Raw genomic sequence first — 14,212 nt, 5'->3', positions numbered from 1 at the left:
ATTCCGACGCCCGCCCCAGGCGGGTCCACTGGAGAAATTCGCTATGAAGACCCTTGTTATTCTTTCCTCGATTCTTGGCAACCGTTCGCACAGCAAGGAATTGGCCGACCACCTGATCGCACGCCTCAAGGCAACCAACCCGGCCGCCAGCGTGAAGATCCGCGACATCGGCGCACAGCCCATTCCTTACTTTGACGGCAACACGGCGGGCGCGCTGTTCACCCCCGCCGATGCCCGCAGCGTGGAGCAGCAACGCATCGTTGAGTTGAGCGATTCGCTGGTCGCGGAGCTGATGGAAGCCGACCGCATCGTGTTCGCCGTGCCCGTGTACAACTTCAACTTGCCGGCGCAGTTCAAGAGCTACCTGGACTACCTGGCCCGCGCCGGCGTCACGTTCCGTTATACGCCCGAAGGCGTGCCGGAAGGCCTCGTCAAGGGTAAGCAGGTGTTCGTGTTGACGGCACGAGGCGGCAAGGCCGAAGGCACGCCGTCCGACACGATGACGCCTTACCTGCGCCAGATGCTGGGTTTTCTGGGCATGGATTCCGTGACGTTCATCGCGGCCGAAGGCATGGCGATGGGCGAAGTGGCAGCCTTGGAAGGGGTGACCCTGGCCAAGCAGCGCATCGATGCACTGGTCCTGGACGCGGTGCCGGCGGGCCTGGCAGCCTGATCGCTGGATGCAGGCAGCCACGTGTGCGCGATTCGTGAAGTCGTGAAATCGTGAAGTCGTGATGCCGTGATGAAGAAACAAAAAGGCGAGCCATTCGGCTCGCCTTTTTTGTCGCCCCGTTACGGCGACGTTGCCCGCGCTGCGCTTAATCGCGCAGGCGCTTCACCAGGCTGGAAGTATCCCAACGGCCCCCGCCCATCTTCTGGACGTCGCCATAAAATTGGTCCACCAACGCCGTCACCGGCACACGGGCGCCGTTGTTGCGGGCCTCGGCCAGTACCAAGCCCAGGTCCTTGCGCATCCAGTCGACCGCAAATCCGAATTCGAATTTGTCGTCGACCATGGTGCCGCCCCGGTTCTCCATCTGCCAACTTTGCGCAGCGCCTTTGCTGATCACGTCCAGCACCAGCTTCATGTCCAGATCGGCGGCCTGGCCAAACGCCACCGCTTCCGACAGGCCCTGAACGATGCCCGCAATGCAGATCTGGTTGACCATCTTGGCCAATTGGCCAGAGCCCGGGGGGCCGACCAACGTGACCGCGCGGCCGAAGCTCTGCGCGACCGGCTTGATGGCGTCGAACACCGCCGCTTCGCCACCGCACATGATGGTCAGAACGCCGTTCACGGCGCCGGCCTGGCCGCCTGAGACGGGCGCGTCCACGAAGTTCAGGCCCAGATCCTTGGTCTGGGCATAGAGCTCGCGGGCAACGTCCGCCGACGCGGTGGTGTGGTCCACGAAGACTGCGCCTGGGGCCATGCCCGCAAAGGCGCCGTCGGGCCCCAGGACCACACTGCGCAGGTCGTCGTCATTGCCCACGCAGGCAAACACGATTTGTGCGCCGGCCACCGCTTCACGCGGCGTGGCCGCGTGGCCGCCGCCGAATTCAGCGGCCCAGGCTTGCGCCTTGGCGGGCGTGCGGTTGTACACCGTCACGTCGTGGCCCGCGCGGGCCAGGTGGCCGGCCATGGGCAGACCCATGACGCCCAGGCCGAGGAAAGCGACTTTCTGGGCTACGACCGCGTCGTAGCTCTTGGTACCGATCGTTGCCATGCAGGAAACTCCGCTCTATGTGAGTAAGGTCTGTCCGAGGACACTAACCTTAACGCAATCAAAAGCCGGCGGCGAGCCCATCGCGTCGGCTATCGCTGGCGCTGACATAGCCATCAACGGCCGGATCCCCCAGCCGCCAGATGAACTGACCGGATCCGAAGTCCATGTAAGGATCGTCCACGCTTTCCAGCACGTGGCCGCGCGCGCGCAGGCCCTGCGCCACCGCGGTCGACAGAGTGGGTTCGGCGTCAATGGTCAGCCCGTGGCTCCACTTCCAGCGTGGTGCGTCGCAGGCGGCTTGCGGCTGCTGACCGTAGTCCAGCATGCGCACCAGCGTCTGCACCTGTCCCTGCGGCTGCATGTTGCCGCCCATGACGCCAAAGCTCATTACGGGTGCGCCGTCCCGCATCAGGAACGCCGGAATAATCGTGTGAAACGGCCGCTTGCCGCCGGCCACCACGTTCGGGTGCTCGGGGCGGGTGCTGAAGCAATGTCCGCGATTTTGCAGGCTGACCCCGGTGCCCGGCACCACTACTCCAGAGCCGAAGCCCATGTAGTTCGATTGAATGAAGCTGACCATCATGCCGCTCTTGTCGGCGGTGGTCAGGTACACCGTGCCGCCTTGAGGTGCATGGCCTGACAGGAAATCCTGCGCCGCGTTTCGATTGACCAGGCGTGCGCGTTCAGCCAGGTAATCGGGCCGCAGCATCTGTTCGGGCGTCATGCGCATATGGCGCGAGTCGGCAACGTGGGCATAGACGTCGGCAAACGCCAGCTTCATGGCTTCGATCAGCAGATGCTGGGTCTCGGGATGATCGACGGGGCGGGCGGCCAGGTCAAAGTTCTGCAGGATACCCAGCGCGATCAGCGCCGCGATGCCCTGGCCGTTGGGTGGAATCTGGTGCAGCGTGTGGCCGCGGTAAGGCTGGCTGATGGGCGCAACCCATTCGGGGGAGTAGTCGCGCAGGTCCGCCAAGGTCAGCGCCGCGTCATGCGCCTGCGCGTGCGCTACCAGCTTGTGGGCGGTTTCGCCGTCGTAGAAATCGCGTCAGCCCGTTGCGGCAATGCGCTTGAGGGTGGCGGCGGCGCCCGCCAACACGAAATGTTCGCCGACGTGGGGAACCCGGCCGCGCGGCAGGAAATGGTCGGCAAACCCCGGCTGGGGTTGCAGAAGGTCGGCTTGCGCCGCCCATTTTTCATGCACCATGGGGGACACGGCGTAACCGCGCTCGGCGTATTCGATGGCGGGCCCCAGTACCTCGGTGAACGGCAGGCTGCCCAACTTTTCATGCAGTGCGGCCCAGCCGGCCACCGATCCGGGCACGGTGACACTGTCCCAGCCGCGCATGGGAATCGCCCCTTGGTGCTTGCGCCGGAAATAATCCAGGTTCCAGGAGTTTGGGGCGGGGCCGGAGGCATTCAGGCCATGAAGCTTTGCGCCGTCCCAGATGACGGCGAAGCAGTCGGAACCCAGGCCGTTGCTGACCGGTTCGGTCAGCGTGAGGGTCGCGGCGGTGGCGATGGCCGCGTCAACGGCGTTGCCGCCCTGGGCCAGGATGCGCAAGCCCGCCTGCGCCGCCAGCGGCTGCGACGTGGCGACAACGTTGCGAGCGAAAACGGGAATGCGGGTGGTGCGGTACGGGTTGTTCCAGTCGAAATTCATGCCGAATCATCGCGTGGGGTAAACCCGTACTTTACCGTAGCGGCTGTCCGTATCCGGCCGCCCGTAGTCCGGCGTAGTCTTTGGCAGCTTTCTTGCCGGGTGGGCCAATGAAAAAACCCCTGGGGCAAGCCCAGGGGTTTGGATAGCTCCGGCACCGCCGCCCAAGGCGGCGGATTCGCGTCTTACTCTTCTTCGACGAAGGTCTCTTCGCGCTTCTTGCGGATGGCGGGCAGGGCCACCAGGATCACCAGGAAGGCGGCCACGGCCAGCAGCGATGCCGACAGCGGACGCGTCACGAAGGTGCTGAAATCGCCACGCGACAGCAGCAATGCACGGCGGAAGTTCTCTTCCATCATGGGACCCAGAACCAGGCCCAGCAGCAGCGGTGCGCCTTCGCACTTGAGCTTCGACCACACGTAGCCGATGACACCGAAGATGGCCGTTGTGAAGATGTCGAACGAGTTGTAGTTCAACGAATACACACCGATCGTGCAGAACACCAGAATTGCCGGGAACAGGATGCGGTAGGGCACCTTCAGCAGCTTGACCCACAGGCCGATCAGCGGCAGGTTCAGCACCACCAGCATCAGGTTGCCGATCCACATCGAGGCGATCAGGCCCCAGAACAGCTCCGGGTGGCTCGTCATGACTTGCGGGCCGGGCTGGATGTTGTGAATCGTCATTGCGCCGACCATCAGCGCCATCACGGCATTACCCGGGATACCCAGCGTCAGCAGCGGGATGAACGAGGTTTGTGCCGCGGCGTTGTTCGCCGATTCCGGGCCCGCCAGGCCGGCCGGGTGGCCCTTGCCGAAGCGTTCCGGATTCTTCGAGATCTTCTTTTCCAGGGTGTAGGAAGCGAAGGACGACAGCACGGCGCCACCGCCAGGCAAGATACCCAGGGCCGAACCCAGGGCCGTTCCGCGCAGCACGGCGGGAGCGGCTTCCTTGAATTCCTGCTTGTTCGGGTACAGCGAGCCGATCTTGTCGGTGATGTCGACGCGGTTTTCCTTCTGCTCCAGGTTGGTCATGATTTCGGCAAAGCCGAACACACCCATGGCCACGATGGCGAAGTCGATACCGTCTTGCAGTTCGGGGATGCCGAAGTCGAAGCGGGCAACGCCCGAGTTGACGTCGGTGCCGACCATGCCCAACAGCAGGCCCAGGATGATCATCGAGATCGCCTTGGGCAGCGAGCCCGAAGCCAGCACCACGGCGCCGACCAGACCCAGGCACATCAGCGAGAAGTACTCGGCGGGACCGAACTTGAAGGCCACTTCAGCCAGCGGAGGCGCGAACGCGGCCAGCAGCAGCGTAGCCACGCAACCGGCAAAGAACGAGCCCAGCGCGGCGATAGCCAAGGCGGCACCGGCACGGCCGTTACGGGCCATCTGGTGACCGTCCAGCACGGTCACCACCGCGGACGTTTCCCCTGGCAGCGCCACAAGAATTGCCGTAGTGGAACCGCCGTATTGCGCGCCGTAATAGATGCCCGCGAGCATGATCAGGCCGGCAATCGGGGGCAACACATACGTGATCGGAAGCAGCATCGCGATGGTCGGGACCGGGCCAATACCCGGCAACACGCCAATCAGCGTGCCCAGAATGCAGCCCAGCAGTGCATAGGCCAGGTTCTCGGGCGTGAACGCCACCGAGAAGCCCAACATCAGGTTGTCAAACAATTCCATGACCGGTTGCTCCTTAGTTCATGCCCAGAAAGGACGGCCACAGCGGGAAGATCAGCCCCAGCCCCTTGACGAATGCCAGATACGAGAACACCACCAGGAAGATCGCGTTGGCGACGGCGACCTTCAAGCTGAACTCATGGCTGGCCAGGCTGCTTACGACAACCAGGATGAATACCGAAAGGTAGATGCCCAGCGGCTTCAGGATGAAGCCGTACAAGACGACCGAACCCACGACGAGAAAAACGATGCGCCAGTCGAACTTGTCGATGTGCGTTTCGTGCGCTTTCTTGGAAAGCGAGCCAAGCAGCACGATGGCGCCCAGCAAAGCCAGAACAATGCCTAGCCAGAAAGGAAAGTACCCTGGGCCCATTCGGGCAGCAGTACCCATTTGGTAGCTGCTGGCCTGCCAGGCGAATCCCAGTCCAAGGGCGATGAACATCACCCCAGACCAGAAGTCCTGTCGATTGCGTAGCTGCATGATTGGTTGGCTCCTGTTTACAGCATGTAGATAAAAAAGTTTGTAGCCGGAGGGGACTCGCCGAAAGGCGAGTGACAGGCACAAAAAAGGCACTTCAGGGTGCCATTAGTTATTCTGAAAGCGACGGCGTGGTTTCTTGAAAGGGCGAATGGTAATGGACGCCTGCCACGCTGCAAACCCTGTAAGGTCCGTGAAAGGCTGGGGTTTTCCCTAGAATTCGGGTACTCCCGACCCCCAGATGTAACGGCGCGGGAAGATTGAGCGCTTTTTGAAAGCTAAGTGAAAGTTTATAGAAAGAAATGCGAAAGCCGGATCGGCCGGATGCGGGGATTTTGGAGGAGGGGGACTTTTCTTCTGGGGCCGGAATCGGTTAGCCTCGCGCCGCCGACATCACAACCGTAATTCCTACCGAATATTGCCGGGTTTCTCACCTTGCGTGAAGAGGCCCGGTCTACCTCAGGATGGTTTACGATAGCGCCCATGCTGCAAGATCTAGACCAACTCGCCGCCCGAATCGGGCAATTGGTGCAACGCACCCGCCAACTCCACGCAGAGCGTGATGCGTTGCGCCTACGCTTGAACGACTTCGAAGCTGAGCAGCGTGTGCTGAAGCAGCGCGCCGCCGAGCGCGAGGCCGACATCGTCACGTTGAAATCCAAGCTTCAGGATCACGACGGCGCCGTCACCGCGATGCTCGAGCAAGCCCAGCAGGCCGAAGTTGCCTTGCGCGAACAGCTTGCCCGCGAATCCGCCGAACGCCAAGCGCTTGAGTCGCGCTTCGCCGCCCGCGAATCTGAACTGCAAGGCACCTTGCAATCTCGCGACAACGAACTACAGCGCTTGCGCGTGGCCGCCGCTTCGGCCCGCGAGCGCATTGACGCCGTGCTGGCCCGCCTGCCGGGCGCACCGTCTGGAGAGCAACACTGATGGAACGCGTAGACGTAACCATATTAGGACGCGACTATTCGCTGGCTTGCTCCGCGGAAGAGAAGCCCACGTTGATGGCCGCCGTGCGCCATGTCGACCAGTTGATGCTTCGTATCCAGGGAACCGGCAAGATTTCCAGCAACGAACGCATTGCTGTCATGGCCGCATTGCAGGTGGCCGGCGAGCTGCTTGCGATGAAGGCGCCCGATGGTCCGCTAGGGGGTTTGGCGGTTGGCGACTTCAAGCGTAGAATTGAGGACATGAACGCAGTACTCGATGACGCCTTGTCGGGTCAGGAAAAACTGCTCTAACGTTCATAAAGCTGTATTCAAGAATTTTCAGTTTGTCCCTGCCGTGTCCGTGACTAGGCCATACATTCTCTGAACCTATGTCTTTTGGCATATTGGTTGCGGGAGTGCAGAGCTGGAGTGATTGTCTCTCGTAGACGAACCCGACGCTCTTCGGAACGCGACCACCTTGAACCTCAGGGTTCGAGATGCCGGCCTTGACGGCACAGGCGGGGCATCTATCCCAGCGGGCCTGCCAACAGCGCAGGTCCGCGTCGGGTGCCAAAAATCCCCCAAGTTATTCCCCTCTGTCCTCTATCCTAGGACCCGTCCATGTTCAAACACCCTGTTTTTTCGCTGACGAAACTCGGCGCAGCGTGCGCAGCCGTGGCCGCCATCGCCGCCGTGCAACCGGCATACGCGCAAGCGCAAGGCGCCGTGGCGCCCGCCGCAACGGAAGCGTCCACGAATCGTTCTCCCGAAATGACGCTGCAAGCCGCGGCCTCGTCAGAAGTCAAGCAGGACACCGTCCGCATTTCCTTGACGGCTGAAGTCGATGCTCCCGATCAGCCGGCCGCCGGCAAGAAGCTGACGGCCATCCTGGATGACGTCGTCAAACGCGCGCGTGACACCAAGGGTGTTGAAGTCCGCACGGGCGGTTTCAACGTGTGGCCTAACACGAGCAGCAAGGGCAAGATCAGTTCGTGGCGTGGGCAGGGCGAAGTTGTGTTGGAGTCCAAGGACTTCGACGCGGCGGCCGCGTTGGCTTCCAAGCTGTCGGACAAGACGGCCATCTCGAACATCGCGTTTTCGCTGTCGCGTGAAGCGCGCGAGGCCGAAGAGCGCAAGCTGCTGAAAGAAGCGGCGCAGGCGTTCAAGGACCGTGCCCTGGCCGCGGCAAACGCGTTCGGATTTTCAGGCTACCGCCTGTCCAAGCTGGAACTGGGTGGCTCAGGCGGCCCGGTGCCGATGCCGCGCATGCTGGGCGCGGCCGCCATGGCCAAAGACGCATCCGGCGGCTTCAGTCCGGACGTCCCGCTGGAAGCGGGAGACGTCACGGTCAGCGTCGCCGTTAACGGGACGATCGTTTTGCAGTAAGGGTGAACATGATGGCGCCCAAGGCGACCATCGGCACGGACAGCCACTGTCCCATGCTCAAGCCCCCCGCGAGCAGGCCCAGGAAGTTGTCCGGCTCGCGGGTGAATTCCACTAGGAAGCGGAACGTTCCGTAGCCCATCAGGAACAGCCCGCTAACTTGGCCCAGCGGCCGCGGCTTGCTGGAAAACCACCACAGCAACGCAAACAGCACGATGCCTTCCAGGCCCAGCTCATACAGCTGGGACGGATGGCGTGCCAGCCCGTCGCCGCTGTCCGGGAACACCATGGCCCACGGCACATCGGTCGGGCGACCCCAAAGTTCGCCATTGATGAAGTTGCCCAGTCGGCCAAAACCCAGGCCCAGCGGGATCAGCGGCGCGATGAAATCACTGATGGCGAAAAACGGCAGCTTCTTCTTGCGGGCGAACAACAGCATGACGACGATCACGCCGATCAGCCCGCCGTGAAACGACATGCCGCCCTGCCATAGATAGGCCACTTCCAGCGGGTGCGCCAGATAGTACGCAGGCTTGTAGAACAGCACGTAGCCCAGCCGGCCACCCAGCACCACGCCCAGCACGCTGTAAAAAATCAGGTCTTCAAGATCGCGCATGTTCAGCGACGTGGTGTGGCCGCTTGTAATGCGCCGACGCCCAAGCACATACACCAGGGCGAAACCCGCCAGGTACATCAGCCCGTACCAATGAATGGCCAGCGGCCCGATCTGCAAGGCTACGGGGTCGAATTTTGGATATTGCAGCATGTTCTGCCCGACACAATAAAGTTGAATGATAATAACCGGCGAGCACTGAAGATTCGCACGCATGCAAGCGAGCCAGCTTCCCGGGCGCGTTCGCCATGTCCGCACCCCGACGGCCGACAGGAGAGACAGACCATGCCGAACAATGAACGTTCCCGCCACATCACCCACGGCGTCGCGCGCGCGCCCAACCGCGCCATGTATTACGCGCTGGGCTACAAAGAAGCCGACTTCGACAACCCCATGATCGGCGTGGCCAACGGCCATTCCACGATCACGCCGTGCAACAGCGGGCTGCAAAGGTTGGCGGACGCGGCCATCGATGCAATCCGTGCATCCAGCGCGAATCCCCAGGTGTTCGGCACGCCCACCATCTCGGACGGCATGTCGATGGGTACGGAGGGCATGAAGTATTCACTGGTGTCGCGCGAGGTCATCGCCGACTGTATCGAGACCGCAGCGCAAGGCCAATGGATGGACGGCGTGGTGGTCATCGGCGGCTGTGACAAGAACATGCCCGGTGGCATGATTGCCCTGGCGCGCACCAACGTGCCCGGCATCTACATCTATGGCGGCACCATCAAGCCCGGCCATCACAAAGGCAACGACCTGACCATCGTGTCGGTGTTCGAGGCCGTGGGCGAATACACCATGGGGCGCATGCCAGAAGCCGATTTCAAGCAGATCGAAAAATGCGCGATACCGGGCTCGGGTTCCTGTGGCGGCATGTACACCGCCAACACCATGAGCTCCGCCTTCGAAGCCATGGGCATGAGCCTTCCGTATTCCAGCACGATGGCCAACGAGGACGACGAGAAAGTCGTGTCGGCTGCCGAGTCGGCCCGTGTGCTGGTCGATGCGGTGCGACGCAATCTGCGACCGCGCGACATCATTACGCGCGAGTCCATTGAAAACGCCGTGTCCGTCATTATGGCCACGGGCGGTTCCACGAATGCCGTGTTGCACTTCCTGGCTATCGCTCATGCCGCCGAGGTGCCGTGGACCATCGACGACTTCGAACGCATCCGCAAGCGTGTGCCGGTTCTGTGTGATTTGAAGCCGTCGGGCAAATACGTCGCCACCGATCTGCACCGCGCGGGCGGCATCCCGCAGGTGATGAAGCTGCTGCTGAATGCCGGCCTCTTGCATGGCGACTGCATCACCATCACAGGCAAGACCATCGCAGAGACGCTGGCGGATGTGCCGGATGCGCCGCGCACGGATCAGGACGTCATCATGCCGCTGGACCGCGCGCTGTATCCGCAGGGGCATTTGGCGATTCTGAAGGGAAATTTGTCGCCGGAAGGCTGCGTGGCCAAGATCACGGGGCTGAAGAATCCAGTCATGACCGGCCCGGCGCGCGTCTTCGATTCCGAGGATGACGCGATGACGGCCATCATGGCGCGGCAGATCAAGGACGGTGACGTCGTTGTCATCCGTTATGAGGGTCCCAAGGGCGGGCCCGGCATGCGCGAAATGCTGGCGCCTACGTCCGCGCTGGTGGGGCAGGGCCTGGGCGAAACGGTTGGGCTGATCACCGATGGCCGTTTTTCCGGCGGCACGTGGGGAATGGTCGTTGGCCACGTCGCGCCTGAAGCCTTCGTTGGTGGCCCGATCGCCCTGATCCAGGAAGGCGATTCGGTTACCATCGATGCCCACAAGCTGTTGCTGCAGCTGAACATCAGCGACGAAGACTTGGCGGCTCGTCGCCAGGCCTGGGTCCAGCCCAAGCCGCGTTATACACGCGGTGTGCTTGCCAAATTTGGCAAGCTCGCCAGCACCGCGAGCCGTGGGGCAGTTACCGATGCATTTGAAGATTAGTCTGTGGGCGGCTGCGGCCTGCGTGTTGAGCGCAGGCGCGGTCCAGGCACAAACCACCGGCCTGGATTTGGCCAAAAGCAAGGCCTGTATGGCTTGCCATCAGGTAGAAGCCAAACGCGTGGGGCCACCCTTGAAGAGCGTGGCGGAACGTTATGCGGGGCAGGGCGAGGCCATGGTGGATTACCTGGCCGGCAAGATTCGTGGTGGTGGTCGTGGCGCGTGGGGCGCGGTTCCCATGCCTGCCCAAACGCATGTCAGCCAGGAAGACGCCCGCCTGCTGGCCGAATGGATATTGTCGCTGGCGCCCGCCAAGCAGTAGTCTTAATCTTTACGTCCCGCGCACGATGCGCGGGGGCGCGGCCCGCAATGAGGTCGCCTATAAGAGAGGAATTGTCATGGCAGAACAACCTTCCCCCGGCAACGAGGTCGCCGTCCTTGGCGGCGGCTGCTTCTGGTGCGTCGAAGCGGTCTTCGTCGATCTGCGTGGGGTCAAAAGCGTCTTGCCCGGCTACAGCGGCGGGCATGTCGACAACCCGAGCTATGAACAGGTATGCGGCAAAGACACCGGGCATATCGAAGTGGCCCGAATTGAGTTCGACCCGTCGGAATTGTCGTTCAGCGATTTGCTACGTGTGTTTTTCGCTACCCACGATCCCACTACGCCGGGGCGCCAGGGCAATGACATTGGCCCGCAGTACGAGTCGGCCATCTTCTGGCAGAACGAATCGCAGCGCGAGCAGGCCGAGGCCGTCATGGCCGAGGTCGAGGCGCAGCAGGTGTATGACGCGCCCATCGTCACCAAACTGCTACCGCCCGCGCGGTTCTGGCAAGCCGAGGACTACCACAGCAATTACTTTGCTTTGCATCCCGAACAAGGCTATTGCCAGTTTGTGATCGCGCCCAAGGTCGCGAAGTTCCGTAAGCAATTCCAGGATCGCCTGAAGCGCTGAGTCCATCTTCGCGATGCCCTCGCGTGTGCCGCGGGCAAAAAAAAACCCCACCATTTGGTGAGGCTTCAAAGCCAGCGCCGATGCGTGGGCACTGCGCGCTGGCAGGGGAAGTGATTACTCGACGTTCTTTACAACGCCGCGACGCATCTGGTCCAGCTCGATCGATTCGAACAAAGCCTTGAAATTGCCTTCGCCGAAACCGTCGTTGCCCTTGCGCTGAATGATCTCAAAGAAGATCGGCCCGATCTGGTTTTCCGTGAAGATCTGCAGCAACAGGCCACCACCCGGTGCGCCGTCCAACAAGATGCGGTTTTTCTGCAGGCGTGCAACGTCTTCACCGTGGTTGGGCAGGCGGCGGTCCAGCAGCTCGTAATACGTTTCCGGCGTGTCCAGAAACACGACGCCCGACTCGCGCAGCGCCTCAATAGTGCTGTAGATGTCATCCGTAGCCATCGCGATATGCTGGATGCCTTCGCCACGGTACAGGTCCAGATACTCCTGGATCTGTCCTTTTTCTTCCGTGCCTTCTTCGTTGATCGGAATGCGGATGTTGCCGCAAGGCGAAGTCATGGCCTTCGACTTCACGCCCGTCACCTTGCCTTCGATATCGAAGTAGCGCACTTCGCGGAAGTTGAACAGGCGCTCGTAGAACTCCGACCACTCGGCCATGCGGCCCTTGTGGACGTTGTGTGTCAGGTGATCCACAAGCGTCAGGCCAGCACCGCGATGGTTCAGGTCGGCCTGTGCATTGTCTGGGTCGACGGGCACGAAGTCCACGTCATAGATGCTGATGTCGCCAATACCACCGTGGCCTTCCTTGCCGGTCCAGCGGTCAACCAGGTAAATCAGCGAATCGCCAATGCCCTTGATGGCCGGGATGTTCAGTTCCATCGGACCACTGTGCGAATCGAAGCCCCACGCACCCAGCTCTAAGGCGCGCTTGTATGCGGCATTGGCGTCTTGCACGCGAAACCCGATCGCACAGATCGACGGTCCGTGCAGCCGTGCGAAACGTTGTGCAAACGAATCCGGTTCGGCGTTGATCAAAAAGTTGACGCCGCCCTGACGATACAGCGTGACATCCTTGTGGCGGTGCTTGGCAATTGCCTTGAAGCCCAGCAGCTCGAACACCTTGCGCAACGCGGCGGGGTCCGGCGCGGCGTACTCAATGAACTCGAACCCGGCGGTGCCCATCGGGTTGTCCCACGGTTGGAATGCGCTGCTCATATGTCTGCTCCCTTGCATCATTTTTCAGGACGACTTGTCCTTCAAGTCTAGAAGGAGATTGTAGGTAGGATCGACGGGCAGACAATTGCAAACATGGCTTCGAAGCCCGGGTCTTGGGCAATAATATTGCTGCATTGGAAACTTATGGGGCAATAAATGTCTGATATCGAGCTCGATAGGACAGATCTAAGGATTCTGGCCGAGCTGCAACGCGACGGCCGCTTGAGCAATCAGGAACTAGCGGACCGGGTTTCCCTATCCCCCAGCCCATGCCTGCGCCGGGTCCGGCGGCTGGAAGAGAAAGGCTTCATTAAAAAGTACGTAGCCTTGATCGACGCCGAGAAGGTGGGCTTGGGGCTGTTGGCATATGTGAATATCCGCCTGAACAAACACAGCGGTTCCAGCCATGCCCCAATGAGTGACTTCGCCCGCGACGTGCAACTGTGGCCAGAGGTCGTCGAATGCTATGCGATGTCGGGTGACATGGATTACCTTCTGCGAATTCAGGTGGCCGATCTTGCGCATTTTTCCCGCTTCGCAATGGACACGCTGATGCGCCACCCGGCAGTTGTCGACATGCGGTCCTTCTTTGCGCTTCAGCAAATCAAAGAAACGACAGAGCTGCGTCTGTAGGCGTGGCGTTGGTCTCTCTATATATAGACCCTATACAGAAGGCTTTCTATATAGACATAGAGGGGCGGGCAAGACCCGGCCTGCTGCGAGGGCCTTCCTATGGTCCGCACGACGGCGTCAGCGGCCCGTTAACAGGGTGTGTCCCTTTAAATGTTCACTTTTCTGCAAAATGGGTGTCAACTTGGACAGCGCCCTGAAAATTCCGTGCTATAGTCTCGCTCCTTCGCAGTTCAGACACTTTGAACCGCGAAGCCAAGCAGTACGACGGGCTTCGGCCTGCCGCCAAGTAGCCAGTGATGGCCGCCAAGCGGGATTGCAAGGATCGGTGCAAATCAGGCAAAAGCCAGTTGCACTTTCTGCAAAAATCGTGCTATAGTCTTGGGCTTGGCTGGTGATGAAGAGTAAGGGTTTACCCGGATCGATATCACAAGTCATCTGAGCAGTAACCGACCTCTGGTCTTCAGGGTCGCCGCTAGCGAAAGCCGGTGGCGGGTTGCAAGATAGGATGCAAATTAGGCAAGAGCCGGTTGCATAATCTGCAAAAGTCGTGTTATAGTTTCAGGCTTGGCAGTTGCCGAAAACTTAGGGTTTACCCGGATGGGTGGTTCTGATGTTTCGATAGCTGCTAAAGAGAGCGGACCTGAAGAGGTCGCGGGCAAGAAAGCGGTGGCGCGAAAGCGAACGAAGCTGACTTGACAAGCGATAAAAACTTCTTCATAATCTCGCCTCTCTGCTGCTGAAAACAGCAAGCGACGCAAGGCGAAAGCCGCGCAGCGCTGGCAGGATCAGCAGGTAGCAGTAAGTAGTTTGTAGTACCGAATTTGCAGTACCGCTCTTTAACAATTAAACAACCGATAAGTGTGGGCGCTTGATGCGATGCACTGTGATTCAGGTCCGGGGTTAAACCTAGGCTTGTCTCACAAGCACAATGAAATCAAGTGCTCACTAGAAGTGAA

Annotated in this window: 13 protein-coding genes, 1 other RNA gene and 1 pseudogene; 9 read left to right on the top strand and 6 right to left on the bottom strand. The window is 60.8% G+C overall.

The window, feature by feature from the left end; translation table 11 throughout:
- The first annotated feature begins 43 nt into the window (after positions 1-43).
- Complete coding sequence (locus V6F88_RS21420; RefSeq protein WP_332612086.1) at positions 44-673, top strand: FMN-dependent NADH-azoreductase; 630 nt, start codon at positions 44-46, stop codon at positions 671-673.
- 145 nt (positions 674-818) lie between these two features.
- On the opposite strand, the gene V6F88_RS21415 is transcribed toward V6F88_RS21420, so the two are convergent.
- The 4 genes and pseudogenes from V6F88_RS21415 to V6F88_RS21400 form a co-directional block, all read right to left on the bottom strand.
- Positions 819-1,724, bottom strand: a complete 906-nt coding sequence (locus V6F88_RS21415) for an NAD(P)-dependent oxidoreductase (RefSeq protein WP_332612084.1) — start codon at positions 1,722-1,724, stop codon at positions 819-821.
- Positions 1,725-1,782: 58 nt separating this feature from the next.
- Positions 1,783-3,387, bottom strand: a pseudogene (locus tag V6F88_RS21410) (gamma-glutamyltransferase family protein).
- Positions 3,388-3,569: 182 nt separating this feature from the next.
- A complete protein-coding gene (locus V6F88_RS21405; RefSeq protein ID WP_104145126.1) occupies positions 3,570-5,075 on the bottom strand; it encodes a tripartite tricarboxylate transporter permease in 1,506 nt (501 codons plus the stop codon).
- Between the two features lie 13 nt (positions 5,076-5,088).
- Positions 5,089-5,553: a tripartite tricarboxylate transporter TctB family protein gene (locus tag V6F88_RS21400; protein ID WP_314360825.1), complete on the bottom strand. Its 465-nt coding sequence runs from the start codon at positions 5,551-5,553 to the stop codon at positions 5,089-5,091.
- A gap of 480 nt (positions 5,554-6,033) precedes the next feature.
- Here V6F88_RS21400 and V6F88_RS21395 point away from each other — a divergent pair, with 480 nt between their 5' ends.
- The 4 genes from V6F88_RS21395 to V6F88_RS21380 all read left to right on the top strand — a co-directional run bounded on the left by V6F88_RS21395 (position 6,034) and on the right by V6F88_RS21380 (position 7,865).
- Entirely contained in the window at positions 6,034-6,480 is a 447-nt protein-coding gene (locus V6F88_RS21395) for a hypothetical protein (protein ID WP_332612079.1), read from the top strand.
- Entirely contained in the window at positions 6,480-6,791 is a 312-nt protein-coding gene (locus V6F88_RS21390) for a cell division protein ZapA (RefSeq protein WP_006217444.1), read from the top strand. Before V6F88_RS21395 ends, V6F88_RS21390 begins: the two co-directional genes overlap by 1 nt.
- A gap of 32 nt (positions 6,792-6,823) precedes the next feature.
- Positions 6,824-7,008, top strand: a non-coding RNA gene (ssrS, locus tag V6F88_RS21385) — 6S RNA.
- A gap of 92 nt (positions 7,009-7,100) precedes the next feature.
- Complete coding sequence (locus V6F88_RS21380) at positions 7,101-7,865, top strand: SIMPL domain-containing protein (protein WP_332612077.1); 765 nt, start codon at positions 7,101-7,103, stop codon at positions 7,863-7,865.
- Here the strand turns inward: V6F88_RS21380 and lgt are convergent.
- Positions 7,840-8,628, bottom strand: coding sequence for a prolipoprotein diacylglyceryl transferase (lgt, locus tag V6F88_RS21375; protein ID WP_046807624.1), 789 nt, complete (start codon positions 8,626-8,628; stop codon positions 7,840-7,842). The two genes, V6F88_RS21380 and lgt, sit on opposite strands and share 26 nt — an antisense overlap.
- A 132-nt stretch (positions 8,629-8,760) precedes the next feature.
- Here lgt and ilvD point away from each other — a divergent pair, with 132 nt between their 5' ends.
- The 3 genes from ilvD to msrA all read left to right on the top strand — a co-directional run bounded on the left by ilvD (position 8,761) and on the right by msrA (position 11,396).
- Positions 8,761-10,446, top strand: a complete 1,686-nt coding sequence (gene ilvD, locus V6F88_RS21370; RefSeq protein WP_332612076.1) for a dihydroxy-acid dehydratase — start codon at positions 8,761-8,763, stop codon at positions 10,444-10,446.
- Positions 10,430-10,765: a c-type cytochrome gene (locus tag V6F88_RS21365; protein ID WP_332612074.1), complete on the top strand. Its 336-nt coding sequence runs from the start codon at positions 10,430-10,432 to the stop codon at positions 10,763-10,765. Before ilvD ends, V6F88_RS21365 begins: the two co-directional genes overlap by 17 nt.
- Before the next feature lie 76 nt (positions 10,766-10,841).
- On the top strand, positions 10,842-11,396 hold the full coding sequence (msrA, locus tag V6F88_RS21360; protein ID WP_332612073.1) for a peptide-methionine (S)-S-oxide reductase MsrA: 555 nt from the start codon (positions 10,842-10,844) through the stop codon (positions 11,394-11,396).
- Positions 11,397-11,510: 114 nt separating this feature from the next.
- On the opposite strand, the gene hppD is transcribed toward msrA, so the two are convergent.
- Positions 11,511-12,623 carry a 4-hydroxyphenylpyruvate dioxygenase gene (hppD, locus tag V6F88_RS21355; protein ID WP_046807628.1) on the bottom strand — a complete coding sequence of 371 codons (1,113 nt, stop codon included), beginning with the start codon at positions 12,621-12,623 and terminating at the stop codon, positions 11,511-11,513.
- Between the two features lie 156 nt (positions 12,624-12,779).
- On the opposite strand from hppD, the gene V6F88_RS21350 reads away from it, so the two are divergent.
- Complete coding sequence (locus V6F88_RS21350; protein ID WP_175134542.1) at positions 12,780-13,256, top strand: Lrp/AsnC family transcriptional regulator; 477 nt, start codon at positions 12,780-12,782, stop codon at positions 13,254-13,256.
- The last annotated feature ends 956 nt before the right edge of the window (positions 13,257-14,212 follow it).

Source organism: Achromobacter sp. ESBL13, assembly GCF_036668755.1.
Taxonomy (GTDB): Bacteria; Pseudomonadota; Gammaproteobacteria; order Burkholderiales; family Burkholderiaceae_B; genus Achromobacter.
This window is presented reverse-complemented; position numbering and strand designations above follow the sequence as displayed.

Excerpts from the sequence above, each read along its gene's own strand:
- V6F88_RS21390 (WP_006217444.1), top strand. The coding sequence starts at position 6,480 with ATGGAACGCGTAGACGTAACCATATTAGGACGCGACTATTCGCTGGCT.
- V6F88_RS21420 (WP_332612086.1), top strand. The coding sequence starts at position 44 with ATGAAGACCCTTGTTATTCTTTCCTCGATTCTTGGCAACCGTTCGCAC.
- V6F88_RS21415 (WP_332612084.1), bottom strand. The coding sequence starts at position 1,724 with ATGGCAACGATCGGTACCAAGAGCTACGACGCGGTCGTAGCCCAGAAA.
- V6F88_RS21365 (WP_332612074.1), top strand. The coding sequence starts at position 10,430 with ATGCATTTGAAGATTAGTCTGTGGGCGGCTGCGGCCTGCGTGTTGAGC.
- V6F88_RS21395 (WP_332612079.1), top strand. The coding sequence starts at position 6,034 with ATGCTGCAAGATCTAGACCAACTCGCCGCCCGAATCGGGCAATTGGTG.
- lgt (WP_046807624.1), bottom strand. The coding sequence starts at position 8,628 with ATGCTGCAATATCCAAAATTCGACCCCGTAGCCTTGCAGATCGGGCCG.
- V6F88_RS21350 (WP_175134542.1), top strand. The coding sequence starts at position 12,780 with ATGTCTGATATCGAGCTCGATAGGACAGATCTAAGGATTCTGGCCGAG.
- ilvD (WP_332612076.1), top strand. The coding sequence starts at position 8,761 with ATGCCGAACAATGAACGTTCCCGCCACATCACCCACGGCGTCGCGCGC.
- hppD (WP_046807628.1), bottom strand. The coding sequence starts at position 12,623 with ATGAGCAGCGCATTCCAACCGTGGGACAACCCGATGGGCACCGCCGGG.
- V6F88_RS21380 (WP_332612077.1), top strand. The coding sequence starts at position 7,101 with ATGTTCAAACACCCTGTTTTTTCGCTGACGAAACTCGGCGCAGCGTGC.
- V6F88_RS21400 (WP_314360825.1), bottom strand. The coding sequence starts at position 5,553 with ATGCAGCTACGCAATCGACAGGACTTCTGGTCTGGGGTGATGTTCATC.
- msrA (WP_332612073.1), top strand. The coding sequence starts at position 10,842 with ATGGCAGAACAACCTTCCCCCGGCAACGAGGTCGCCGTCCTTGGCGGC.
- V6F88_RS21405 (WP_104145126.1), bottom strand. The coding sequence starts at position 5,075 with ATGGAATTGTTTGACAACCTGATGTTGGGCTTCTCGGTGGCGTTCACG.